The organism is Nostoc sp. LEGE 12447 (assembly GCF_015206985.1).
Classification (GTDB): Bacteria; Cyanobacteriota; Cyanobacteriia; order Cyanobacteriales; family Nostocaceae; genus Nostoc.
The window spans coordinates 58,526-83,851 of record NZ_JADEXT010000005.1; the positions used below are offsets into that span (position 1 = coordinate 58,526).

The following is a 25,326-nucleotide window of genomic DNA, read 5'->3' on the forward strand; positions in this document are numbered from 1 at the left end:
TGAATAAAGTGAATCAAAGCCCATTTACATCTCCAAGTAGTACGGGCTTACTTGCCAATCGTTATCAACTGAAGCAATTAATTGGTAGCGGTGGTATGGGTGAAGTTTTCTTAGCAAATGATATTTTGTTAGGAGGTATACCAGTTGCTATCAAGTTTTTAACTCAGACTGTTGTCGATAGCAAGATGCAACAAGACTTTGCTCGTGAAGCTTTAATGAGCGCAGCTTTGAGTCAAAAGAGCTTACACATAGTGCGGGCGTATGATTATGGTGTCAATGAGAAAGGAAAACCATACTACGTGATGGAATATCTATGTGGTAAGAGTTTAAAGGACTTAATTCCACTACCATTGTCGATGTTTTTGACTCTTTCCCGCCAAATTTGTTTGGGCTTACAGTGTGCCCATCAAGGTATTAATATTGACGGCAAAATTTGTCCGTTGGTTCATAGAGATATTAAGCCTGCCAATATATTAGTTATTCCTGATCCGATATTAGGTCAGTTAGTTAAAATCCTCGATTTTGGGATTGCTAGATTTTTAAATTATGCATCAACAGCTAGTACAAGCAGGGGATTTAATGGCACTTTACCCTACTGTTCTCCAGAACAGCTAGATGGAGAAAAATTAGACAGTCGCTCTGACATTTATAGCCTGGGTGTGATGATGTTTGAAATGCTCACAGGCAAAAAACCTTGGGAACCAGAAACTGATTATTTTGGTGCTTGGTATAAAGCACATCACTTTGAACAACCAAAAACGATCGCAGATGTTAAACCAACTCTGAAAATACCTCAGAAGCTAAATAATTTAATCATGTCTTGTCTTGCAAAAAAATCTTGCGATCGCCCACAAAATATCGCTCAAATTTTGCAAGTATTAAATAGCTTAGAACAATCTAATTCTACCAATTTACCAACAAATTTATCCTCTAATCCCATCCTTAGCCGTCCCCTAGATTCTGGATTACCAATTGCAGTAGAACAAAGCTGCCGGCAACTTTTGTGGCCTCAAAATAAACCAACTCAAGAAATTGTTTTTCCCCAGCTTATAGATACTGCACAAGAATCTATGACCGCACTATGGTTGATGTTGCCTAAACAAGAAATCAAAAACTATGGTCTTTCTACCCGTTACAACCAGTTTATCTTCATGACATCCCCTCACCCAATGCTGTTGTGGGTAACTGTACTCTACAATCGGCAATTGGCTCCTAAGTGGCTACCATGCTACTTAGATATGCAAAATCCCCAAAATCTTAAGATGGTAGGTTTTCTGGCTGAAAATGAACACTATCCTTTGATTTTCTTTACTCTGGAAGCACCACATTCCTGCGCCAATGTCCTCAGCAGCCGCATCGAGCCAACTCAGCGACAAATGTTGAGAACCTGGGTGCAACAAACTCATAGCCTACCACCAGCTTCTGTGCCCCAAGTCAGCAAACAGCTATTAAAACAGCAATATAAACAAATGCAATCCCGGATATTGCACCATCTGGAATCCAAGCCCCAGGTTGTATTATCAAGGTCTATTTAACGGTAAATTCGCGCCTTGGAGAGACGGGACAAAAATAATTTCTAATTTTCCATTCCAAAATGCTTGACAAGCAGAAAAAAAATAGTGATAATAGCAAAGTTGACCAAACAAGGGACTGTAGTTCAATTGGTTAGAGCACCGCCCTGTCACGGCGGAAGTTGCGGGTTCGAGCCCCGTCAGTCCCGTTCTAAATTTATAAGTAGTGAATCACCGAACTTCGGTGATTTTTGATTTGGAATTCCCCAAAAGGATTGACCCAGAATTGGGGGTTTGAATATAAGCTACATTTATCATGCTTTGCGAAAGAGAGAATTAACTGTGACTGTCAGAGTCCGTATTGCGCCGAGTCCAACCGGAAATTTACATATTGGTACAGCTAGAACGGCTGTATTTAACTGGTTATTTGCCCGTCACCACGGCGGGAAATTTATCCTGCGAATAGAAGATACAGACCTAGAGCGATCGCGTCCCGAATACACCGACAATATTCTTGAAGGATTGCGCTGGCTAGGACTGAACTGGGATGAAGGGCCATTTTTCCAATCTCAACGCCTCGATCTTTATAAAGAAGCAGTACAAAAACTGCTAGATCAAGGATTAGCCTATCGCTGCTACACCACCAGCGAAGAATTAGAAGCGCTAAGAGAAGCTCAAAAAGCTAGAGGCGAAGCCCCTCGCTATGACAACCGTCACCGCAACCTCACACCAGAACAACGTGCCGCTTATGAAGCAGAAGGTCGTTCTTCTGTGATTCGCTTCAAAATCGAAGATGGGCGGGAAATTGTCTGGAATGACCTAGTAAGGGGAAAAATGTCTTGGCGAGGTAGCGATTTAGGTGGTGATATGGTCATCGCCCGCGCCTCAGAAGAGGGTAGCGGTCAACCACTATACAATTTTGTCGTTGTAGTGGATGACATCGATATGCAAATTACTCATGTCATTCGCGGAGAAGACCACATCGCCAACACCGCCAAGCAAATTCTGTTGTATGAAGCAATGGGTGCAAAAATTCCAGAGTTCTCCCACACGCCATTAATTTTGAACATGGAAGGGCGCAAGCTTTCTAAGCGAGATGGTGTTACTTCCATTTCTGAGTTTCAGAAAATGGGCTTTACTGCTGAAGGCTTGGTGAATTACATGACATTGCTGGGTTGGTCGCCACCAGACTCGACGCAAGAAATATTTACCTTAGAAACAGCAGCTAAAGAGTTTGGTTTTGAGCGTGTAAATAAAGCAGGTGCAAAGTTTGACTGGGACAAGCTAGATTGGTTGAACAGTCAGTATATCCACAATACACCAGTAGATAAACTCACAGATTTACTCATACCCTTTTGGGAAGCGGCTGGCTATAAATTTGATGGTGGAAGAGATCGCGCCTGGTTAGAACAGCTTGTAACTTTAATTAGCCAAAGTTTAACTCGTTTAGTAGATGCAGTACCTCAAGGGCAACTGTTTTTTAGCGATACAGTTGAATTTAGCGAAGAAGGCAGTACACAACTAAAGCAAGAAGGTTCTACTGCTGTCCTTGAGGCGATTGTCACAGCTTTAGAAAATCAGCCGCAACTCTCGGAAGCCGCCGCTCAGGACATTATCAAACAAGTGGTGAAAGAGCAAAAAGTCAAAAAAGGCTTAGTAATGCGATCGCTCCGAGCAGCCTTAACTGGAGATGTTCATGGCCCCGACCTCATTCAATCTTGGTTACTGCTAAATCAGATTGGTTTAGACAAGTCGCGTTTGAGTCGGGCTATAACAGAAGCTAAGTAGCGATTACTTCCAGATTTTAGAAATATTTTAGATTTTAGGGGCGCACAAACGTGTGCCCCTATCCATAAGGTAGAGCAACTATAAGAACAACAAATCATTGACTAATTACTAATGAATTATCCCCAATTTCAAATCTAAAATAGGTAGTCAATTCTCCCCACATTGGGAACTTGGTATGTAAAATTCATGTCTTCAAAACCACTTAGAAGCGAACGTAATTACAATGCCGACAAAAGCGCTCAATAGAGGGATGAGATTATCGTTGATGATAGTTACGCTCTTCATCACATCGACAGTTAACGCTGTGACTGATGCTCAGGAAGCACCAACGATATTTGGAGATGTAACTATTAGTCCCCAGTTTTCGCCAGACCCCCTGACAGTTCGCGGGATGAGTGGTGGTTCAATATCTGGGAGTAAAGTAGGTGGCAGAAGTGAAACAGCCACTGGCCCTTGTACCGGATTTGTTGATGAAACACCAGACCACACATTAGCGTTAACAAGTAAATTCGACTACCTAAAGTTGCAAGTCCAAAGTCCTGAAGACACCACCATAATTATCAAGGGACCAGGTGGTACTTGGTGTAATGACGATTTTGATGGCAAAAATGCCGGCATTGTTGGTGAATGGCTGGCTGGAAGTTACCAAGTTTGGGTTGGTTCCTACGAAAAAGGTAAGTATCTTCCTTACACTCTCAAAATTACAGAAGTTAAGTAGAAAATTGGGAATTGGGAATTGGTTTTTCCCATGCCCCCTGCCCCCTGCCCCTTCAGTCAGGGGTTGAAACGACATGAGAAGCGTTGTGGAGAAATTCTCCGTGGCTTTGCATCCCGTTGCGCTCCCTTTTCTCGTGCGATTTTGTATTAAAATTAAGTTAACTTTGATTAAGATTCTTGTTGGCATCGCCATAATGCTCTAATTGCCTTATGACAGTGCATATAAGAGATCAAATTAAACAAAATGGATTTATAAACATCCGTTTAACAGCTTAAAGTGACAGAGTGATGAACACTTGGTTACTAGAGCTGATGAATTGTATAGGCATCTAGAGGCAAATTAAGATGAAATTCTCTTGGAAAGTCGTAGTACTCTGGACATTGCCGGCTTTGGTAATTGGCTTTTTCTTCTGGCAAGGGGCCTTTGCAGGCGCTCCTACTGATATGAGTAAGAATGCAGCCAATACCCGCATGACTTATGGTCGCTTTCTAGAATACTTGGACGGCGATCGCGTCAGCAGTGTTGATCTCTACGAAGGCGGTAGGACAGCTATTATCGAAGCCCGCGATCCAGACATCGAAAATCGCGTCCAAAGGTGGCGGGTAGATTTGCCTGTTAACGCTCCTGAGTTAATTAGCAAGCTCAAAGAAAAAGATATTAGTTTTGATGCTCACCCTATGCGGAATGATGGCGCAATCTGGGGATTGTTGGGCAATCTCGTGTTTCCAGTTTTATTGATTACTGGGTTGTTCTTTTTGTTCCGGCGTTCTAGCAACCTTCCCGGCGGGCCAGGTCAAGCGATGAACTTCGGCAAATCTAAGGCGCGTTTCCAAATGGAGGCGAAAACCGGGGTTAAATTTGATGACGTAGCGGGTATTGAAGAAGCTAAGGAAGAACTACAAGAAGTCGTCACCTTCTTGAAACAGCCAGAAAGATTTACGGCTGTAGGCGCACGGATTCCCAAGGGAGTGCTATTAGTTGGGCCTCCTGGAACTGGTAAAACTTTATTAGCAAAAGCGATCGCAGGCGAAGCAGGCGTACCTTTCTTCAGCATTTCCGGTTCGGAATTTGTAGAAATGTTCGTTGGTGTGGGTGCATCCCGCGTCCGCGATTTGTTCAAGAAAGCCAAAGACAACGCCCCTTGTATTATCTTCATCGATGAAATTGACGCAGTAGGACGGCAACGGGGCGCTGGTATCGGTGGCGGTAACGACGAGAGAGAGCAAACCCTCAACCAGTTGCTCACTGAAATGGACGGGTTTGAAGGTAACACAGGCATCATTATTATTGCTGCTACCAACCGTCCCGACGTACTAGACTCAGCTTTGTTACGTCCTGGTCGCTTTGATCGCCAAGTAACAGTTGATGCACCCGATATCAAAGGGCGTTTGGAAATCTTGCAAGTCCATTCACGCAACAAGAAACTAGACCCTAGCGTATCTTTAGATGCGATCGCTCGCCGCACTCCTGGATTCACTGGTGCTGATTTAGCTAACTTACTCAACGAAGCGGCAATTTTGACTGCTAGAAGACGCAAAGAAGCGATCACCCTCCGCGAAATTGATGACGCGGTGGATCGGGTAGTTGCGGGGATGGAAGGTACTCCTTTGGTAGATAGCAAGAGCAAGCGCTTGATTGCATACCATGAAATTGGACACGCCTTAGTTGGAACTTTGTTAAAAGACCACGATCCAGTGCAGAAAGTTACCTTAATCCCACGGGGACAAGCACAGGGTTTAACTTGGTTTACTCCCAACGAAGAACAAGGGTTAATTTCTCGTTCTCAGTTGAAAGCTCGGATTACTGGTGCTTTGGGCGGTCGCGCTGCTGAAGAGGTAATTTTTGGGGCTGCCGAAGTTACCACTGGCGCTGGTGGAGACTTGCAACAGTTATCGGGAATGGCACGGCAAATGGTGACTCGGTTCGGGATGTCCGACTTAGGGCCACTATCCTTGGAAAGCCAGCAGGGTGAAGTGTTCTTGGGTCGTGACTGGACAACTCGATCTGAGTATTCCGAATCCATCGCTTCCCGCATTGATGGACAAGTCCGAGCGATCGTGGAAGAATGCTATGACAATGCCAAGAAAATTGTCCGCGATCATCGCACTGTCACCGATCGCTTAGTCGATTTGCTCATCGAAAAAGAAACCATTGACGGCGAAGAATTCCGCCAAATTGTGGCTGAGTACGCTGAAGTCCCTGAGAAGCAGCAGTACGTACCGCAACTGTAACAAGTTTTCTAAAATCACTGAAATGGGTATGGTCAAAAGGCTATACCCATTTTTATTTTAGGTATTTGTAGTACTAAGCTATTTTATGTAGTGTCAGGGAATACTAAGCATAGTTAAAAACTATATATTGCTATGCAATACCTAATCTACCCGCTCGCAATTTACGTTCTACTGACTGTTATTCGCTATCTCATTCTCTTTTTACTACTTAGCAAATCTCAGATTCAATATCCCAAGTACCAGATTACAAAGGCTGATACAGTTCCTATCTATTTAAAAGATTTATTTCAAACTCCTATTAAAGAACTAGAGCAATTCGGCTTTCTTCCATGCAGCTATTTGCAATATCAACCAATCAGCAAAGTCTATCAGCAAACAAATTGGGAACTTCTTTTATATAACAAAGCACTCAAAAGCTATGTCACAGTAGTTATTCGTCGTTTAGCCGAACCTGTCAATTTATTCGATATAGAGTTTTATACCTTTTTTAAGGATAAAACTTTATTGCTGACTGTCAACGGCAAACAGCATGGACTTATAGGTGAGTTTCCTAACACTATTGTTCAGGATGTTTATACTGGCAAAGTATCAGTACAATGGCAGACTCATCAAGATCGTCTCAAACAATTAACTACCAGCAAAACAGCTTGTGGTTTATCACCAGAGTCTTTTGCACAAGCACTACAGATACAGATGAGTGGCTATGTTAGTAACTTAGCCAAGACGGGGAAAATATCACCAATCAAGGGAACAGAGTTATTTCAGATACATTGGCTAACAATCCTGCGATCGCTTAACCCTTTGATATTAAGTAGATCGAGGCAGAAGGCAGAAGGAAAGAGAGCTGTGGGCGGTTCTATACATCAGGAATATTGGATACTTGTGGAAGATTTACCTGAGTTCAATCGTAATATTGTTGGTTTGATTGAAGTAATATCACAATTTCGCCAGTCAAAAACTTGAAAATCTGAAATTGGTAGCATAGATACAGTATGCAAAAATCTACTACTTTTATTCCCACAATTTATGAATAATAAAGTTAAATTCTTAACTCTTGCTTCCTTAACGTTGGCAGTTTCTTCTCTAACTGTCGGCACAGTTGTAGCACAGGCGAAACTGACAAATCAGGCAAAACTGTTTATCAATGGAATCGGTGCAGTACGAGTTGGGATGACTGTTTCCCAAGCAACAAAGGCTGCTGGTACTAAGTTAGTGGGCGATCCACCCAATAACAATTGCTACTATGTTAAGCCACAAAATGAACCCAACAATCTTTCGTTCATGGTGACAGGAGGTCGCATTTCTAGAGTAGATGTGCGGCAGAATACCCAGATTACTACCCTCAAAGGTGCAAAAATTGGCGATACCGAAGCACAAATCAAGTCTCTTTACCCAGGACAAATTAAAATCACACCTCATAAATACGTCCAAGGCGGACACTACTTGACATTTGTCCCGAAAGACCGTGCTGATCGGAACTATCGCGTTATTTTCGAGACTGATGGTAAGCTTGTTACTCAGTTTCGCTCAGGTAAACTACCAGAAGTTGAATTTGTTGAGGGCTGTTCTTGATTTAAGAACTTTCTGCTATTGCTCCTAGTGCCAAAAGTGATGATCGCACAGATTAAGCCTCATTTTTATATAAGTGCATAAATTACCCCGGCTTACTTTGTTGAAGCCGGGTTTTCTAACGTTTTCCAAATTGGGAGAGAGACTTGGAAATTAGCTCCCCTTCTCCCTTTTTTATCGTTCCAGTTCATCCACTCCTTTGGGAACTCCCGCAGTTAACACCTCATGTCCATCAGGTGTAACTAACACATCATCCTCAATCCGAATACCAATGCCAATCCATCGAGGATCAGTCTGTGGCTGGTCTTCTGCTAGTTTGGTATCAGGCACAATATATAATCCCGGTTCCACTGTCAAAATTTGGCCTGGTTGTAAAATCTGCGGTTTGTCTTCACCGTGCTGGTAAACTCCTACATCATGAACATCCAAACCTAACCAATGACTGGTGCGGTGCATATAATATGGCTTATATTTCTCTTCTTCAATTAACTTATCAATTTCACCTTTGAGAATGCCAAGTTCAACTAAACCTTCGGTGATAACGCGCACTGCTGTATCGTGAACTAATTTGAAGGGATTACCTGGTTTCACTTGAGCGATCGCTTGTTTTTGCGCCTCCAATACAATCTCATACAGCGTTTTTTGTTCAGGCGTAAATTTACCCCCTACAGGAAATGTCCGCGTAATATCCGAGTTGTAATAACCGTAAGCACAACCCGCATCAATTAGCAGTAATTCTCCATCCTGCATTTGACGATTATTTTCAATGTAATGCAGTACGCAAGCATTCACACCGGAAGCCACAATCGAAGGATACGCTGGCCCCATGCCACCCCGGACTCGAAAAATGCGCTCCATCTCCGCCTGAATTTCGTACTCATAACGTCCGGGTGCGGTGATTTCTTGGGCGTAATTGTGTGCTTCAGTGGCGATCGCAACCGCTTGACGCATTAACCCCAACTCAGCTTCACTTTTAATAAGTCTCATGCTGTTGAGAACAGGGCCAGTATCTTCAATAGCGATCGGCCCAGTACCGCGTTTAGGATAAGTCCGCAGTAAACTTTGATAATGTCTTAGGATTTGGTCATTAAAAGTGCGATCGCGTCCTAAGTGATAGTAAAGGCGGCTGGCTTTTTCCAAATACTGCGGCAACTTTTCATCTAACTCGCTAATGGGGTACGCTTCATCAGCACCATAGATTTCCTTGGCTGCATCTACCCCACAAAGATAACCAGTCCATACTTCCTTTTCGCGATCCTTCGGTTGGACAAACAGCACAAACCGATGTTCTGAATGATGTGGCGCTAACACTGCTACTGCCTGTGGTTCGTTAAAACCAGTTAGGTAGAAGAAATCACTGTCTTGGCGATAAACATACTCGACATCGTTGTGCATCACTGCCATTGGCGCACTGCGAAAAATGGCTGTGCCATCACCAATTTTTGCCATTAACTGCTCGCGACGCTGCCGATATTCTGCTTGCATAGCTGATGTTTTTATGAATAAATTGTATTATTTTACACTTTTAGCAACTGGGTAGATGCACAATTCAGGCCTCTTAATAGTTGCTAATCTAAGTTATTCTAACCAATATTTGTTTCCACTCCAGCCATAAATCGTTGGAGAATAATTAATTATCTTGAAATACTCAAATTTCTTAATTTTGAAATAACTCGGAAATATTGTTGTTATTGAATGATTTAGTATTTTGATAAAAAAATAAATTATTTTTATCGCCTTATTCCATATCAATTTTGGTAATTAATAAATTCCACAACACGCTGTCAATAATATGTCTGCTCAACCCCTAGCAATAAAAGCGATCGCTTCCGTGGCCAATAAAGATGAATTCGTAGTATTTACATATACTAATTTTTCGAAACTGGCTTACAATTACCTGTTCGTACAGTTGAAGAAAGTAAGCAGACATCTAGAGCTATTCCACAAATAAAAAATAGTAGTGATTCCGCAAACAATTGAGAAATTCATCATAAAACAATGACTTATTACACAAATTATTAGAACTAATGTAGTAATTATTTCTATTTTAGCATATTTGTAACTTTGCAATAAATACGAAGATTACTTTATAAAGCTAATTTTGAAAGTTTGTATTAAACATTTGAGTACTTAAAAAATAAGGACTAAATTCCTTTCTGCGAACTTACTTACCAATGAATCGAAGCTTGAAAGGCTACTATAGCAAGCCGCTTTGATTTTTGTTCGCGCAGCTTGGCGTAGCAGCCATACTGGGCAGGCAAGAGGCAATATTCAAGAAGGCCTTTTGAGTTGTACGGAGTTATTTTAGGCAATCAAATATTAGTCCTATGGTGTAGTGTGAATAATTTTTGTCTGGCTAATTAGCCGTTCAAGATATAAGTAGAATTTTGATAAAAATTTTTAATGTCAAAGAAAACAGATAAAGCAATAAAGCTTTGTCTGTAAATCATCATATACATAATGAGCAAAAAGAATTTTAGAATTGTTTACATAGGACTTGAAAATTTTGTAATTATCATTTAAAACAAACAAAGATTTATCTTCAAATAATGATGTTAATAAATAAAAAATAGTTATAAAGAAATATGGAAAACCTAGAAAATGTTATTTCGTTACAGAAAGCGGCTTCAAAAAAAAGTTAAAAAAATATGACAACCAATCATAAAAACACACCATGTTTGGAACTCAAAATACTTCAAAAACTTTGAATGCACAATGGACACAAACTTCCGAAAAAATACAAGCATTATCATCTCCTCTTGATAGCGTAACTCCTCTAAATTCTGATTCGTTTTTGGGGAGTAAGAGTTCCTACCAACCACAACAATCTGCGGTGGTGTCAGCAAATCCTAATCCTAATCCTTACTTAACCAGTGCGGCGATTGTTCCTGACTTCAACGGTGATGGCAAAACAGATAAAGTTTGGGTCGATTCTACAACTGGTGAGATTATTATTCGGTTGATGGATGGCACAAAAGTTGTCGAACAGGGATCTTTGGGTCAATTTGACCTATCCGCCTATGATTACAAAATTGCTGATTTCAATGCTGATGGTAAAACCGACTTCTTATTACGCAATAAGACAACCGGTGAGAACAGCATTGTGCTGATGGATGGAACTAGAGTTGGTTCTGCGGCTGCTCTATCTAGCGTTGATGCAGCCTGGAGTCCTCAGATTGGGGATTTCAACGGCGATCGCAAAACTGATATCTTCTGGCATAATGCTACAACCGGTGAGAACGCTATTTGGGAGATGGATGGCACTACAGTTCTCACTGCAACTGTTCTAGACACTACAGACACAGCTCTAACTCCTACCATTGTTGATTTCGATGGCAATGGCAAGAGCGATATTTTCTGGCGCAATGGGACAACTGGCGATAACAGCGCTTGGTTTATGGATGGTGCCCAAAAGACTGAATTTGCGCTGCAATCTCAAGACGCAGCCTGGACTGCTAGCCTTGGTGATTTCAACGGCGATTTAAGCACTGACATTCTGTGGAGAAACGCTCAAACAGGTGAGAACAAGGTTTGGACGATGAGAGGCATCTTAGTCACAGAAGGCGCTTTGGGAACACTTGACTCATCCTGGACTTCCAAAATTGGTGATTTCAATGGTGATGGTAAGACCGATATCTTCTGGCACAATGGAACCACAGGTGCGAACACTGCTTGGTTGATGGATGGTACAACAGTTGCGACTGAAGCTTTCTTACCAACTAATAACGCGGCCTTGACACCATCCCTTGGTGACTTCAACGGCGACGGTAAGACCGATATCTACTGGCGCGATCAGACCGCAGGTTCAGACAACATTTGGACTATAGATGGAACAACAGCAGTTGACAATCCCATCAGCGATGCAGATAAGCTTGGCCCACAGTGGTATACATTCTAAAAGCTAGGAGTTAGGAGTGAGGAGTTAGGAGTTAGGAGTTAGGAATTATCAAATGCTTCCCCTGCCTCTCCTGCCTCCCCCTACCTCCCCTGCTCCCCCTGCTTTCCCTGCTCCCTTATCCCCTCATTTCCTGCTCCTCAAAACTTGTAAGTCAAAACCTGAATTTCACTCTTTTCTGGCAATTTACCAGGGCTAATGGAAATACTATCTCCATTGCTACGCCGCACTGTCGTACCTTGCATTAAGGTCAAAAAATCATCAAGTGGTGAAATATCGCACTTAGCAGCATCAGCCGCCTGTGTCCGGTAATGGGTCGGAATCACCAGCTTGGGATTTAATACTTGAATAGCCTGCTTTGCTTCTTGAGCATTGTAGGCTTTTGCACTGCCTCCCACTGGAATGAATAGTACATCGGGTCGTCCCATCAAGATTTTTTGCTCGATGGAAATAGGTGCGGCGGCTCCCCCTAAGTGTAAGATATTAATCCCGCCTTGCTTCCAACTCCAAGCAGTATTTGAGCCAAATTGCTTACCACCTTTGCGATCGTGGTCTATAGCAATTCCTTGGAACTTTATACCTTTAAACTCATAAACTCCTGGTTCGTAGATGAGTTTTGCATTTCCCGGTAGTACATCCACCGCACCTTCATCCAGTAATTGACTGCTAATCAGTACCAAATCTGCTGCAACTTTTGGTAGTCGATATTTAGCAGTACAGCCAACCGTCCGAAATGGATTGACGAGAATTTTCGCACCACCACCAGTAAAAAGAAAGCAAGTATGACCCAACCACTGAACTGATAAACCGCTAGATTGTGCGTCAGCTTGAGATTTAGAACCCAAGGTAGTAACTAAAGCTGTGGCCAACCCCGCCCCAGCATAGCCCATCAACTGTCGTCGTTTCATTAATTATGCTCTTGACTGTAACTGTTCGAGAAAGTTTCGTAATAACTGTTTTCCTGAAGATGTCAGGACACTCTCTGGGTGAAACTGGACACCCTGAATGTGAGGATAGTTCCGGTGTCGCACTCCCATGATGGTGTTATCTTCAACCCAAGCGGTGATTTCTAACACATCTGGGCAAGTCTCACGTTCGATTACCAAACTATGATACCTAGTGGCGATGAGAGGATTTTCTAATCCCCGAAAAACCCCCACCCCAGTGTGAGATACCTGAGAAGTTTTGCCATGCATCAACTCTGGAGCAGGAATTATTTTACCACCGAATACTTGACCGATGCTTTGATGTCCTAAACAGACACCTAAAATTGGCAAATCTTGTCCTAGCTGTTCAATCAATTCTAAGGATATACCCGCATCTTCCGGGCGGCCAGGCCCAGGAGAAATAACTACGGCTTCCGGCTTTAATGCCCGAATCTCATCTATGGATATCTTGTCGTTACGAAAAACTTTAATATCATTTGCTACTGAGAATTCTGCTGCCAATTCTCCCAGATATTGCACTAAGTTATATGTAAAACTGTCGTAATTGTCGATAACTATAATCAAAGCTCATCACTCCTGGTTTTTAGCTCTCATCAGATTACTGATACTATATTGTTCGCTAGATATAAAAATAACGCTAACGTAGACACATAGATATGAAGCGGCTACTTTATAACAAGCCACTTCTTAGATTTTTAATTTCTTATAATGTCTTCTCCACAGTGAATTGGGTAGAGTGCGATCCTCTTACCAAGTCACTTGGCGATGCCTGGGTTGGGCTACGCCTACGCAAATCATATTTACAAAGCGGATATAATTAACCTTACCAGAGGAGGGAGCAATAGCGTACCAGCTACCAGCACTGCTACCAAAGCAGAGACAAGAACTGCACCAGCTGCACAATCTTTAGCGATTTTTGCCAATTCATGATATGTCTGCTTAACGGTTAAGTCCACAAGAGACTCGATCGCTGTATTTAGTAACTCTAATGCCAAAACTAAACCACTAGTTATACCAATTACCGCTATTTCCACAGCTTGCAGGTGCAAAAAAACGCTTAAACCAATCGCTAAAGCACAAACACTTACGTGGATGCGAAAATTACGTTGAGTTTGAAAACTATAGCTGATTCCAGCCCAGGCATATTTAAAACTAACAAATAAATTAGAAGCTACTTTCCAGGAAAATTCCCGTTCGTTAGACACCACTGTTTGTAACGAGGTAGGCGTTGGTGATGAAGAAATTTTTGGGGACATAGACTTAAAAATACAAAAATAGAGTTGCTACAGTGGGAATATTCGCCGATCTTAATGGCAGAATTAACTTTGAGGCAATCTTTAAGCAAATTTGCACAGAAGTATTATAAAAGTATTACCCAAAATTAACATTAAGAACACATAACTACTGCTATTCTATGTCAATAGCAATACCTATCGCATTCAGCAATCTTACTTGCTGTTTTAACATTCGTCCCAAACTTTCTTCATCAGGATGATCCCAGCCCAACAGGTGTAATAAACCGTGAGATGCTAACCAAGCTAGTTCAGTTGGTAAGCTATGTTCCTGCTGTTTAGCTTGACGCTGTGCTGTATCTACAGACACGATAATGTCACCTAAGTATAATGGTACAGATGCAAGCATTTCTTTGCTTTGCGGAAAATCCACTTCTAAAGCAGCAAAAGCTAAAACGTCTGTAGGCTTATCTTGTTGACGATACTGAGCATTCAGTTCTTGAATTTGCGAGTCATCTGTCAAACGCAGCCCAATTTCATAACTTGGCGCTGGCGGAATTTGAGGTTGAAGTATTTCCAACCAGTTATTAAACCAATTTTCCCAAGTTTCAGGAGGAATTCGAGTATCAGTGTCAGTAATTTTTACAGATGTTGTCAGAGACAAATCGTAAAAAGAATCCTCCACATATAGTTCAACGCTCAGGGGCACATAGTCTCCTTGTCTGAGGTTTAGGGTTGACTGTCCTTTGTCCTTTGTCCTTTGTCCTTTGTCCTTTGTCCTTTTAAATATAATTAATGACTAATGACTAATGACTAATGACTAATGACTAATGACTAATGACTAATGACTAATGACTAATGACTAGCTTAGTGAGTTAAGTAAGCAAGACCGACAAGGAGAGCTAAAAGCCCTACAGCAGTCAACGCAAAATGCTTCAGGGAAGTTGCACCCTTCCGCACCATGTTTCGCATGGCGAGTTTTACGTAGCTAGGTTGAGGTTCTGTTGAAGGAGAGTTGCTCATAGTTATTTGTCTACAGACTCTTTTATAACTGTAACAGTTGGTCTGGGATAGAATGGCGATCGCTTGCATATTACTCAGAAATTTCTCTGAAAACGCGCCAATCTAAAATCCTCAAAAATCAAAAGTGCTAAGTAATGTTAAGAATTCATTACTTAGCACTTGCAAATAATCCCAAATTATGAGTCAGGGTTTTCTACTAATTTGTTTTCTTGGCGCAAATAAGCTTGGATGAATGGATCAAGTTCGCCATTCATCACATCGCCAATCGCCGTTGTTTCTGTACTTGTACGTAAGTCTTTCACCATTTGGTAAGGGTGGAAGACATAGTTACGGATTTGGTTTCCCCAGGAGGCTTCCACCATATCGCCACGAATTTCGGCAATTTCTTGGGCGCGTTGCTCCTTGGCGATGACCAAAAGCTTTGCTTTGAGGCGATTTAGGGCTTTCTCTTTATTTTGCAGTTGCGATCGCTCTTCTGTACAGCGCACAGCAAGTCCTGTAGGAAGGTGAACAATCCGAACCGCAGTTTCTACTTTGTTGACATTCTGCCCACCTTTACCACCAGACCGAGTTGTGGTGATTTCCAAATCTTTATCTGGAATATCTAATTGCACAGAGTTATCAATCTGCGGCATCACTTCCACCCCTGCAAAACTGGTTTGTCGCTTGCCGTTGGCATTAAAAGGTGAAATCCGCACTAAGCGATGTGTACCCATCTCTGAACGCAAGTAACCATAAGCATAGCGACCAGTAATTTCTAGGGTTGCCGATTTAATTCCGGCTTCATCACCCTCCGACTCTTCAGCTAAAGTTACCTTATAGCCGTGAGCTTCGCCCCAACGGGTGTACATCCGCATCAGCATAAATGCCCAGTCTTGAGCGTCTGTGCCACCAGCGCCAGCACTAATTGTCAGTACAGCACCTTCGGCATCATAGGGGCCGGAAAGTAACTGTTGTAACTCCCACTGATCCAGGTCACGATTCAGTTTAGTGATGGTAGATTCTGCTTCTTGGAGTAGTGCCTCATCGGTTTCTAACTCCAACAATTCAACAACTGCCTTAGTATCTTCTAGATTGGCGTGCCAGCGATCATATTGCTGGAGGTGGGCTTTCAGGTCATTGAGTTCTTGTAGCGTTTGTTGGGCTTGGGTTTGCTCATTCCAAAATTCTGGTTGAGCGGATATTTTTTCGAGGTCTTGAATTTTGGCTGTCAGTGCAGGTACGTCAAAGATAGTCCTGGGTTTTACCCAGGCGGCCAGACAACGTTTCGATTTCGCGTTTCAGTTCTAGGACATCCATAATGCTTGCTGTAATGATAGATAGAGCGCTTTGGATTGGAAAATCGCTCTTTATTCTACTTGTATCTATTAATTTTAGCTGTAGTTGGGCAATTTCTCGCCGCACCACTTGTATTAAGCTACAAAAATTACTTGAAATTATCAAGCTCTTCTTTGCCCACTGAAGTAGTGTAATTTAGCTGTTGCAGATAGGCTTTGATAAAAAAATCAATCTTACCGTCTAATACCTCTGTTGCAGCAGTTGTTTCTACATTGGTACGTAAATCTTTCACCTTAGTGTAAGGATGCAAGATATATTCACGGATGAGTTTATTGGATAGATGTTTTATCTGTCGGGGTTGAATTTTGTCAATCTGGACATCTTGGGCTAGTGCAATCGCAAACAGTTTACTCTTGAGAATAGCTAAGGCTTTCTCTTTGTTTTGCATCAGACTGCGCTGTTGGTTACAAAATACACTAATTCCTGTAGGAATGTGAACCATCTTTACCCACGTTTCTGTCCGGTTGACATTCCCCTGATAGCGAGGCCAAGTAATTTCCAAATCCTTCTCTGGAATCTCAAAATCAACAGACTCATCTAAAATCGGGCTGACTTCTACACTGGCTAGGCAAGTATGCAGTTTGCTGTTGCTGCTAAAGGGAGAAACTCTTATTACGCGATGGGTTCCTTGTTCTGATTTAAGGAGACCATAGGCGTAGCGACCTATAATTTCTAAGGTTACAGATTTAATGCCAGCCTCATCTCCATAAGATTCTTCGACTATATCCACTAAATAATTGTGACTAACTACCCAACTGTGGTACAGCCGCAATAAGGTATATGCCCAATATTCAGCATCTACACCACCAACCCCAGCAGTAATAGTTAAAAATGCACCTTTTTGGTCATGGGGGTCAGACAATAATTGTTGTATTTCTGCTGTTTCGAGTTCTTGTTGGAGTTGGGTAAGGTTGCTTTGCACCTCTTGCCACAATTGCTCATCGGCTGATAATTCCAGCAATTCCAACGCAGCCTTGATATCTTCTAGAATCGAACACCAGCGCTGATATTCCTGATGCTTGTAGAATATGGAGTATTCAATTTCTTGAAGTACTTCATAAGCACGGGTTGGATGATTCCAAAAATCCGGTTGAGCAATTACTTGATCTAAATATTGAATTCTTGCAGTCAAATATTGGAGGTCAAAGACAGTCCTCAGCCTTACCCAAGATATTAGACAACTTTTCTACTTCAATTTTGATATTTAAGAGTTCAAGCATAGTTTTGCTCACTTGAGGCTAAACTTATCTACATATTCTACTATTAAAACGAAAAAAAAACCGTGGTTGCTAAAAATTTAACCACGGTTTTAACTTTATAGAACTTGACTTTTGTTAGTGCCTACAGACAATTAATCGCGGCCATTGATGGCAATTAGCAACCGCAAGATAAAGACGAACAAGTTGATGTAAGTTAAATACATCGACAAAGCAGCAGGCAAATATTGGTCATCGCTGTAAGTGCGGGGCAAGATGTAGAAATCGACAACAGAAACCCCAACAAACAGGAATACTCCTAAACCGGAGATGGCGATTTCTAACCAATTTGGCGTGTAAACACCAAACATAGCAAACCCGAATTGGGCAAGGCACACAACCACCAAGGCGATAACGCCAAGATTGATGGTTTTTGTCAAAGCCATGCCATCTTGTTCAGAAAGATTTGACCCAATTTGACGAGCAGCTATAAAGGTAACGCCACAACCAAGGGCTGCTAAACCAATACCTTGAATGCCAACACCTTGGGATCTCAAAGCGACAAATACCAAGCCACTGAGGGTATATCCAGACAAGAGGCTGTAGGTTGCCAACAGGGGTAGCGCAAGACCCTTGTTACCTTTTTGGGCAACATTTTGGGCAACAAAGAACAAAACTAGCTCCAAAATCACCGCACCGATGAAGGTGGGAAAGAAGATTTCGGGGTTAGCACGGATAACTCCCAAACCGCCGTAGGTTCCTAATGCCGTTAGCACCAATCCACCACCGACGTAGGGGAGGGCGTTGGCGATTACGTTTGGGCCAACGAGGGCGTGAGATTTAGCCTCACGGATAGCTTCACGAAAATTACTGGTATTGCTCATAAAACTGTTTTTTAGGAAAACGTTGTGCTTATTCCTATTGTTACCAATCTTTGCGGTTAACAGCCAACGATTTAAAATTGTTGCAAAATCTGAAAGGTAGTTTCGTTGTTAAAAATTGGAATCGTCAGTCTCTGAGGATTCCACTGGATCTTTAGTACTGACAGCATACTCTTTAGCCTTGATTGCAAAGGGAAAAGGCAAAGGCAAGGAAACGTCATTTGCAAAATAAGGCCAGCGACTTCTGAGAGAGTGGACAAAGTGAGCTAGCTTGTCGCCCTTGATTTCTGGGTGATAAATCAAGGCTATTTCTAAGATTCTGGCTCTTCCAGGTTGCCTGCTGCCATTGTCAAGGCGAGACTGATTTTTTTGTAATATTGTTGTGCCTCGTTCAGTATACAACGCCTTCCTAACGCTCAGGTAGAGCGATCGCTCCCCATCATCACACACACTGCGCCATCGGTAAACTCCACTAGTTCGGCTCCCAGGAGAATCTTTAACAATAGCAACTGGTACTTCACCAGTATCTGCAATTCGTAAGCGCACAACCCACAGACGATTGATTTCTTGTTGTGAAAGGTACTGTTTTAATGCTTGCAGTGGGTCATTATTCAGTAAGTTTTGGTTTTGTAGCCAGTTCAGCATTTTGCGGGCATTTAGTGCCTCTGCCATGAACAGTATACGCGGGGGTTTATTATCAGTAATTGGAGTATTTAAACATTCTTGCAAACATTCAGCAACGAACTTATTGATTAGCCTTTGTTCTTTGGTTTGCTCTTGGCGCTTTTGTTCATCATCAAGCTCTTCATTACTTTCATCATAAGAGTTAGAATCCCAGTCTTCATTAAGAAGATGCGCGAGTCCAACAGGATATGATATCCAGCCTTGTTCTTTAAATAAATCAGGAGTTGTTAATTCTACTTTAGCTGTTATTGGATTAACTCTGATCATCAAAACAACAGTTTTGGGAATGTTTTCGGCATTGGTTTTGCGAGTACGGCGTAGGACATAAAAGCACGTTAACCAAACATCAGGATCAATGCCATCTTTTTTGGGATTAATTAAAGGAGTATCGGGTAAAATCCCAAATTGTCTTAGTAAGTCTGATACTGCTCGTTTCACTGGTTCCAAACCAGATTTTTTCAGCTTTTCTGCATCATTTTCGGTGGTTATTCGGTGAATGTGTTGATTGAGATAGCCTGCCTTCATTGCTCCAATTCGCCACGCCAACTTGGGATCAGCCTCGGATATACGAGGTTTGCGTCTAATTTCGATTAATGCCCCACTTAGTTCTTTAGTTTGGGGTATAAATTCTGTAATCTTGTTAATGCGCTCTACTAATAAATCAGGGCGTTGCTGTTGATAATTTTTTCTTACTTCGGAGAAATGTTTAATTTCCAGGTCTTGTGTGAGGTCGCAAACATGTTGAGTCTTGATATATAAAGAACCGTAGAAACCTTGATAGATGTTTTCTACCTTTGTGGGTGATAAATACAGTAACTGGCAAATTTCAGCAATTAGTGCATCACGACATTGTGGAGTCTCCCACAAAATAAGTATAGTGCGAAGAGGATTTTCAGCTTCACGAAATACTGCTGGCGCTGCTAATTTTGGTCGCAGCATTGGTGTATGTGAATGATTAGGATCGTTAGATTTTTTGGCTTTTTTAGGCTTGGTAGATTGGTTATCTTCATTAGCACGAGGGCGAAAAATTTTCTGTTTGGGTTTCTCTAAAGGCCAGAAAATAAAAACGTTACCTGTCACCCTTTCAGCCTCACCCACTCTCTGAACAGGAAGATGCGCTTCAATAGCTTGATCTAAACTAGCTAAATCTTGTGGACTGACACCAGGAAAACAGGGCGGTTCCCCTAATTTAGAAGTGTATGCGATCGCAGCTTGGATACCACTAGGAATTGTGTTGACACCTGACCAGTTATGATTTGGGTTAGAAACGAAATTATTTGCGTCAGGAAGTTGAGAGTCATTGAGAGAAAGAAGATTGCTGATGGCTTGAGGCCACTTTACTTCCTTTCCATAACGGTTCATCGTCAGTGGAATAAAGCAAAAGGGTTGGCGTTGTCCATCTAACCACCGACGGTTATCACCAATATGAGCTTTCACACCCGGATAAGGTACTTTCAGAGGTTTAGTCAGCCAACGTCGAATTGATAAATGATGATAAACAATAGGTTTTTCGCGCCAAGGAATTGTTTGTAAAACAAACTCAATAACAAATGAGATGTATGCTGTTTCTGTGGTTTCCTTTCCTTTTGTTACCGTAACTTCGCAGGGAGGCCATGACATCAACTCAGCACCTTGGAGGCTGACGACTCGATAAAATGTCAGTTGATACTGCTCATCAACACCAAAGGAAACTCTTGGGTTTTTGAGAAACTCCTTGGCAAGGTAATCTGGAATTGCTTGGTAAAGGTTGCTTGTTTCGACTTTGTTTTGAGGATGGAGTAACTCATAGGTTTGTGAATCTTCCCATTGCCAATCATCATTATTTAAATTTGCAAGCTGTGACTCAACATTCTCCAAAGAACTAAATTCTTCTATCAACCAATCTTTGATCAAGTTACCCAAGTCAGAAATGTCTATGGTTTCCGTTGCTAACAACCAAGGTACATTGTCTTTTTGCCAGCCATTACGCAAAGTCTTGATAATTTTGGGAAAACTACCAACTACCAGGGGATCGAGAGAATAAACTGGCACAGCCCGATAACTTTTACCTTGGAGTCTGGCACGCTGTTGAGCAAGGTTGTTGGTGACTTGTCGCCATGTAGTAGGGACATAGATTGCATAAAGTTCGCATGTGGGATTCGTTGCAGTAAGTTCCCAAGCACCAGGAAGAATAATTTTAGTCATAGTTTAAGTTTCTTTCTCTCATTTGTTTCAACGCATTCAAAAAAGCTCCATAGAGCGATCGCGCCAGCACATCCTCACCTTCTACATAGGGTTCCAGCACCTTGATGATGGCAACCAAAAGTGAAGTACTTTCGCTGTCTTGTTCGTCAATGGCTGAATTTGGGGCAAATTTCACATCTATAAAATGGACTATTGCTGGTACACCACCACGCACCAAACGCCCGATGATTTGCCAGATACTCACTAACTGAGTCCAGCAAAGTACCGATCGCTCTCCTTGTGTTAGTTGCTTAAAAGCCCATGCCGTATAGTTCAAGTTGACCATCTCGGCAACAGCATTCTGGTAGAAAATATCTGCAACCTGAGTTAGGGTTAGGTTCCCCGATATTGATTGAGCTTCTTCATAAAGAGTGGAGTCTTTTTCGTGCTTCAGTGCCCAAGCATTGAGTTGCTGAACAGTAGATTGCCAGTTATCAGGGATTGGCATAGGTCTATTGAGGAATAACACTGCACCAAATGCAGCTTTGCCTTCAGCATTCAAGATGTTATGACCCCGCTCTAGAGCCATCAAAGGAGCAACTACAATCTGGGTGCGTAAATGTTGTAAATTCCTGATTTCGCTTCGCAAAATACCATGAAGATGAGTAGGAGCATTGTCACGGCGGAGGGTAGCAATACCGTCATCGTTGATGTTTACGTCAAAGCGGTAGCGCGATTGTAAGATAGACGTGACCCATTCGGATTCATCGTAGCTACCCACGACAATCAAGATGCGATCGCGATCGCTCCACCATTCAGGTTGCTGTTGTTTTCGCTGTTCTAAATCCTGAAATACCCCATCTAGAAAACTCTCCCCACCTCTTACCGAGTAGCACATAGCCTCGACCATTTCTTTAGCAGCAAGTTTGCGTTTTGCAGGTGGTAATCCTGATAAAGCAATATAGTTGGCTTGCGGATTCTGTTTAGGACTAAAGAAAAATTGACTTTCAGCTATACCTGCCTCACCAGTTCTAGATTGCAACAATACAGTGGGTTTTATGTTGATGTGATAAGCTGGCGAACCTGGAGCGTAGCTAGTACCTGATATCAAAACAGTATGTGGGCCCTGCCAATCATCAACTGCAAACAGTTTTGGGAAATTTAACAGTAACGCACGACCTACACCTACATAGCGGAAATAGTCCAGCTTGCCAGCTTTTTTAGCGCTACGTTCTTGCTTATACAAAAAACCTAGAATATTTCCTACTGGCGATTCTGGTAAAACTGGGAGGAAGTCATCCGGTGGACGATGTAAAAGGTCTTGGCTTGAGTCGTGCAAGTTAATTACCCGACCAAGGTCGCTCAGATTATCAACTATAAAACCCAGGCGGTTGTCGAGTATGGTGACTAAAATTGTAAACTGGAGATTTCGGGTTAGTTCCTCAAATTGAGTCTCATCTGGTAGAGAAAGATTATGGATTTCTATCCATCTTTTGCACCAAGGAGCAATTTCAGCTAAGGCTTGACGGTCATCTTCCGCAGTTAATATTGTCAACGCCAAACCTGAAAGTTCACCACCACGACGCGGATTGAACGGATGTTGTAAAAATCCATCTAGTTGATCCATCATTTGTTTGCGGCGGCGACGTTGCTCTGTGGGAGCCAAGTCTGCTTCAATGATGCGTTTACGCCGTTCTTCCATGATTTGTTGGCGAGTTAGTTTCGGTTTCGCTGAGACAGGAATCTCAGGTGGATCAACTAGATCACGGATAATCCGAGCAAATAGAGAACGACCTGTAAAAGGAAGTGGCCCCAACCACGCAACCAATTTAGGGTGCGTGAGGAGTAAGTGATAGATGCGGTTAGTAGCATTTTGGGTATGGTAATGTGCGCTTGTCCAAGCAACAAAGCGATCGCCTGCCATATCACTGCGATCGGAATTGTAAATCGTGGACTGGTTAAGTCCGAGTTTATTTAAAAATGAGTTTCCAGAACCATCGACTAAGACTTCATCAGGGGCAAACTCTTCGTCAAACTGAATTTGTACGCGATCGGCTTCGTCAACGAATAGATATTTACATTCTCGATAAACAGCCTCAGCAAACGTCAAGTCTTGTTCAAATCCTTGGCGGGGTACACGAGTATGAATGAAACTAGCAGGGGTGAAAATCCAGACTGAAGCTGTAGCAATATCGTGTTCTAAATGGTGACGTGGACATTTGTAATAAAAGGGACAAGTGTATTTTTCATCACTTTCTTGCCAGTCTTCATCATCAGAATCATCATTATCAGCTACAAGTACTTTTTGATAAAGCTTGTGACAAGGTTCATTGCCAAATTCCCATTTATCTTCTGATTGCACTAGAGCTAAAAGTGGACAGACTTGGCTAAACCAACGCCATGCAGGGTGCATGCCTCCCTTAGTAATTTCCTTACCCTCACTTTTGAGAATAGGTTCGTAGACTTTTGCAAGTTGCTCTTGGCGTTTGCTACCCAACACTGGTGCAGCAGGAATTCCTAATTTGTGGCAGAACAAGGAAGCGAGGCGCACTGCTGTAGCAACATCATTCACCATCAAACCACAGCGATCGCCCTGTTTAGCGAAGAAGTAAATCAGAATTTCCAACAGGGTAGACTTGCCCACATTCAAAAGCCCAACAATGTGCATCAGCCCCTCAAAACTCAGCTGATTACCTTGATGGAAATTATCTGATTCAGCATCGTATAGCTGGAAGAGGATATTTTCCAAGCGGTTACGATAATTTTCTTGTTGCCCAAACTGGGACAATTTATCGTCCATTTCTTGGGCAGCTAGTATTAATTCTTCACGGGTAACGCTACACTGTGGATTCTGCTTAGTCCGTGTGCGACGAAGGGTTACTACAGATGAAGGTGCTATATTAGCAACTTCCTTGGGAATATCAATAGGAACCTCAACTGGAGAGTTACCCTTTTGGGAAATCTTGGCATACCACCGTCCCTCATCTGCTAATTTGACTTTTCGTTGTCTATGCTGTGGAGTTTTTAATAAGGTTGGAAGATATATCTTCTCTAAACGAGTTGGATAGGTACTGGATGGAATAGGTTGAGGAACATTCCTTGCCTCCTCAAGGCTGTAGATTCTAATAATTTCAGGTAAGTTGATGTACTCCTGAAGAACTCGCAGCCATTGTCTGCCTTTACGCTTAATCAAATAGAAACGAGCATTTTGTATAAGTTGCCAGTTGCGATCGCTTTGTAGTTGTTCAACTGGAAAGTGATATCCTTTGAGCAAAGCTTCCACAGAAGTGGCAGGTTCTTCTGGTGCTACTTCCTTAAGTAGGGTTAATCCCAATTCCACATCAGCAATGAGTTGGGCCAGACGCTTAAATTCTCGCTGTTGTACCTTAGTATCTGCGTTAACTAAACTAGATACTATATGCTGTTGTAATTCATGCGAGTTGCGGAGTTTTTTACACAGCTCCTTGCGCCAGCTAATGGTGTCACGCATTATTTTTTCTTCCCCAAAATTACTTGAGCCTGAGTGATGATTTCGCTAAATAAGCGCAAACGCACCCCTTCAAGTTCAGGTTCTAGTTGTTCGCGCACTACCTTTATCCGCAAATAGTCTTCGCGTTCATCTGGAAAAACTACAAAGGTTTCCGTTGCATCACGCCGATACTGCACCTTTTGCAAACGTTCTTCATCCACGGATGCCCAATCTTTAAAATCAATTGCCCAGCGAACTTTGCGCGGGAACTCTACGAGTAAGTCAAATTCATCGACAAAAGGCCAGAGAGTAACGCACAAACCCAATTTTGTAAGTTCTTCTTGAAGTTGAATTTCCCAAATTCCTGGAAGCGTACCGTACAAATGCACGCCAGGAGTAACAGCTTTCCAGTCTGCTGCTTTTTCCTTAGAGATAGGTGGCAATGGTTGAAAGTTGCTGGTTGCACAAAGTCTTTCACACCAAGGGTTACGGCAGGTATAAGTACCATCAGGGCGTTGGCGTTGCACATACTTGCAGCGCGGACACAGATGATAGACGCTGCCCTCCGCCAACTTATCCATATCAACATAGATTTCTAACCGTGACAATAACTCCCGCAGTGGTCTGAGTTCTGGTAAACGTAGCCGTTGGCGATATTCTGAGTAATGAAGAGTGGGTTTA

General features: G+C 42.3%; 19 protein-coding genes and 1 tRNA gene. 8 read left to right on the forward strand and 12 right to left on the reverse strand.

Annotated features, from left to right (window positions below; translation table 11 throughout):
* Positions 1 to 8 precede the first annotated feature (8 nt).
* The 7 genes from IQ274_RS08610 to IQ274_RS08640 all read left to right on the forward strand — a co-directional run bounded on the left by IQ274_RS08610 (position 9) and on the right by IQ274_RS08640 (position 7,820).
* Positions 9 to 1,535 (forward strand): protein kinase domain-containing protein, encoded by a 1,527-nt coding sequence (locus IQ274_RS08610; RefSeq protein WP_163932580.1) that lies wholly within the window; start codon positions 9 to 11, stop codon positions 1,533 to 1,535.
* 111 nt (positions 1,536 to 1,646) lie between these two features.
* Positions 1,647 to 1,720: transfer RNA gene (locus IQ274_RS08615), tRNA-Asp, on the forward strand.
* Positions 1,721 to 1,853: 133 nt separating this feature from the next.
* Positions 1,854 to 3,299, forward strand: coding sequence for a glutamate--tRNA ligase (gene gltX, locus IQ274_RS08620; RefSeq protein WP_194141993.1), 1,446 nt, complete (start codon positions 1,854 to 1,856; stop codon positions 3,297 to 3,299).
* A 223-nt stretch (positions 3,300 to 3,522) separates the two neighbouring features.
* Positions 3,523 to 4,017 (forward strand): hypothetical protein, encoded by a 495-nt coding sequence (locus IQ274_RS08625; protein ID WP_163932584.1) that lies wholly within the window; start codon positions 3,523 to 3,525, stop codon positions 4,015 to 4,017.
* Between the two features lie 344 nt (positions 4,018 to 4,361).
* Positions 4,362 to 6,248, forward strand: coding sequence for an ATP-dependent zinc metalloprotease FtsH2 (gene ftsH2 / locus IQ274_RS08630; protein WP_163937849.1), 1,887 nt, complete (start codon positions 4,362 to 4,364; stop codon positions 6,246 to 6,248).
* Positions 6,249 to 6,380: 132 nt separating this feature from the next.
* The gene (locus IQ274_RS08635; RefSeq protein ID WP_194141994.1) at positions 6,381 to 7,211 is read left to right on the forward strand and encodes a hypothetical protein; all 831 of its coding nucleotides are present in this window, start codon (positions 6,381 to 6,383) and stop codon (positions 7,209 to 7,211) included.
* A gap of 63 nt (positions 7,212 to 7,274) precedes the next feature.
* On the forward strand, positions 7,275 to 7,820 hold the full coding sequence (locus IQ274_RS08640; protein WP_194141995.1) for a hypothetical protein: 546 nt from the start codon (positions 7,275 to 7,277) through the stop codon (positions 7,818 to 7,820).
* Between the two features lie 171 nt (positions 7,821 to 7,991).
* Here IQ274_RS08640 and IQ274_RS08645 read toward each other — a convergent pair whose 3' ends face one another.
* Complete coding sequence (locus IQ274_RS08645) at positions 7,992 to 9,302, reverse strand: aminopeptidase P N-terminal domain-containing protein (protein WP_163937838.1); 1,311 nt, start codon at positions 9,300 to 9,302, stop codon at positions 7,992 to 7,994.
* A 1,189-nt stretch (positions 9,303 to 10,491) separates the two neighbouring features.
* Here IQ274_RS08645 and IQ274_RS08650 point away from each other — a divergent pair.
* On the forward strand, positions 10,492 to 11,715 hold the full coding sequence (locus IQ274_RS08650) for an FG-GAP repeat domain-containing protein (RefSeq protein ID WP_163937835.1): 1,224 nt from the start codon (positions 10,492 to 10,494) through the stop codon (positions 11,713 to 11,715).
* A gap of 137 nt (positions 11,716 to 11,852) precedes the next feature.
* Here the strand turns inward: IQ274_RS08650 and IQ274_RS08655 are convergent, their stop codons facing one another.
* The 11 genes from IQ274_RS08655 to IQ274_RS36390 form a co-directional block, all read right to left on the reverse strand.
* Positions 11,853 to 12,620, reverse strand: a complete 768-nt coding sequence (locus IQ274_RS08655) for an MBL fold metallo-hydrolase (RefSeq protein ID WP_194141996.1) — start codon at positions 12,618 to 12,620, stop codon at positions 11,853 to 11,855.
* Positions 12,621 to 12,623: 3 nt separating this feature from the next.
* On the reverse strand, positions 12,624 to 13,223 hold the full coding sequence (locus tag IQ274_RS08660) for an anthranilate synthase component II (RefSeq protein ID WP_114084118.1): 600 nt from the start codon (positions 13,221 to 13,223) through the stop codon (positions 12,624 to 12,626).
* 236 nt (positions 13,224 to 13,459) lie between these two features.
* On the reverse strand, positions 13,460 to 13,915 hold the full coding sequence (locus IQ274_RS08665) for a diacylglycerol kinase family protein (protein WP_163929678.1): 456 nt from the start codon (positions 13,913 to 13,915) through the stop codon (positions 13,460 to 13,462).
* A 151-nt stretch (positions 13,916 to 14,066) separates the two neighbouring features.
* Entirely contained in the window at positions 14,067 to 14,594 is a 528-nt protein-coding gene (gene ybeY / locus IQ274_RS08670) for an rRNA maturation RNase YbeY (RefSeq protein ID WP_163929684.1), read from the reverse strand.
* A gap of 164 nt (positions 14,595 to 14,758) precedes the next feature.
* Complete coding sequence (locus IQ274_RS08675) at positions 14,759 to 14,914, reverse strand: DUF3285 domain-containing protein (protein WP_012408076.1); 156 nt, start codon at positions 14,912 to 14,914, stop codon at positions 14,759 to 14,761.
* A gap of 176 nt (positions 14,915 to 15,090) precedes the next feature.
* A protein-coding gene (prfB, locus tag IQ274_RS08680) for a peptide chain release factor 2 (protein WP_163929677.1) occupies positions 15,091 to 16,213 on the reverse strand; the annotation gives its coding sequence in 2 pieces (ribosomal slippage) (positions 15,091 to 16,140 and positions 16,142 to 16,213; 1,122 coding nt in all).
* Between the two features lie 127 nt (positions 16,214 to 16,340).
* A protein-coding gene (locus tag IQ274_RS08685; RefSeq protein ID WP_194141997.1) for a PCRF domain-containing protein occupies positions 16,341 to 17,472 on the reverse strand; the annotation gives its coding sequence in 2 pieces (ribosomal slippage) (positions 16,341 to 17,396 and positions 17,398 to 17,472; 1,131 coding nt in all).
* A 131-nt stretch (positions 17,473 to 17,603) separates the two neighbouring features.
* Positions 17,604 to 18,332, reverse strand: coding sequence for a Bax inhibitor-1 family protein (locus IQ274_RS08690; RefSeq protein ID WP_163929675.1), 729 nt, complete (start codon positions 18,330 to 18,332; stop codon positions 17,604 to 17,606).
* Between the two features lie 108 nt (positions 18,333 to 18,440).
* A complete protein-coding gene (locus IQ274_RS08695) occupies positions 18,441 to 21,197 on the reverse strand; it encodes a pPIWI_RE module domain-containing protein (protein ID WP_194141998.1) in 2,757 nt (918 codons plus the stop codon).
* The gene (locus IQ274_RS08700; protein WP_194141999.1) at positions 21,190 to 24,666 is read right to left on the reverse strand and encodes a hypothetical protein; all 3,477 of its coding nucleotides are present in this window, start codon (positions 24,664 to 24,666) and stop codon (positions 21,190 to 21,192) included. The genes IQ274_RS08695 and IQ274_RS08700 overlap by 8 nt, the downstream gene beginning before the upstream one ends.
* Entirely contained in the window at positions 24,666 to 25,253 is a 588-nt protein-coding gene (locus IQ274_RS36390; RefSeq protein ID WP_228058108.1) for a hypothetical protein, read from the reverse strand. Before IQ274_RS36390 ends, IQ274_RS08700 begins: the two co-directional genes overlap by 1 nt.
* Between the last annotated feature and the right edge of the window lie 73 nt (positions 25,254 to 25,326).

Coding starts and splice junctions, on each gene's coding strand:
- IQ274_RS08650 (WP_163937835.1), top strand. CDS start 10,492: ATGTTTGGAACTCAAAATACTTCAAAAACTTTGAATGCACAATGGACA.
- IQ274_RS08625 (WP_163932584.1), top strand. CDS start 3,523: ATGCCGACAAAAGCGCTCAATAGAGGGATGAGATTATCGTTGATGATA.
- IQ274_RS08700 (WP_194141999.1), bottom strand. CDS start 24,666: ATGCGTGACACCATTAGCTGGCGCAAGGAGCTGTGTAAAAAACTCCGC.
- IQ274_RS08640 (WP_194141995.1), top strand. CDS start 7,275: ATGAATAATAAAGTTAAATTCTTAACTCTTGCTTCCTTAACGTTGGCA.
- IQ274_RS08675 (WP_012408076.1), bottom strand. CDS start 14,914: ATGAGCAACTCTCCTTCAACAGAACCTCAACCTAGCTACGTAAAACTC.
- IQ274_RS08690 (WP_163929675.1), bottom strand. CDS start 18,332: ATGAGCAATACCAGTAATTTTCGTGAAGCTATCCGTGAGGCTAAATCT.
- IQ274_RS08665 (WP_163929678.1), bottom strand. CDS start 13,915: ATGTCCCCAAAAATTTCTTCATCACCAACGCCTACCTCGTTACAAACA.
- IQ274_RS08645 (WP_163937838.1), bottom strand. CDS start 9,302: ATGCAAGCAGAATATCGGCAGCGTCGCGAGCAGTTAATGGCAAAAATT.
- IQ274_RS08655 (WP_194141996.1), bottom strand. CDS start 12,620: ATGAAACGACGACAGTTGATGGGCTATGCTGGGGCGGGGTTGGCCACA.
- IQ274_RS08695 (WP_194141998.1), bottom strand. CDS start 21,197: ATGACTAAAATTATTCTTCCTGGTGCTTGGGAACTTACTGCAACGAAT.
- ftsH2 (WP_163937849.1), top strand. CDS start 4,362: ATGAAATTCTCTTGGAAAGTCGTAGTACTCTGGACATTGCCGGCTTTG.
- IQ274_RS08635 (WP_194141994.1), top strand. CDS start 6,381: ATGCAATACCTAATCTACCCGCTCGCAATTTACGTTCTACTGACTGTT.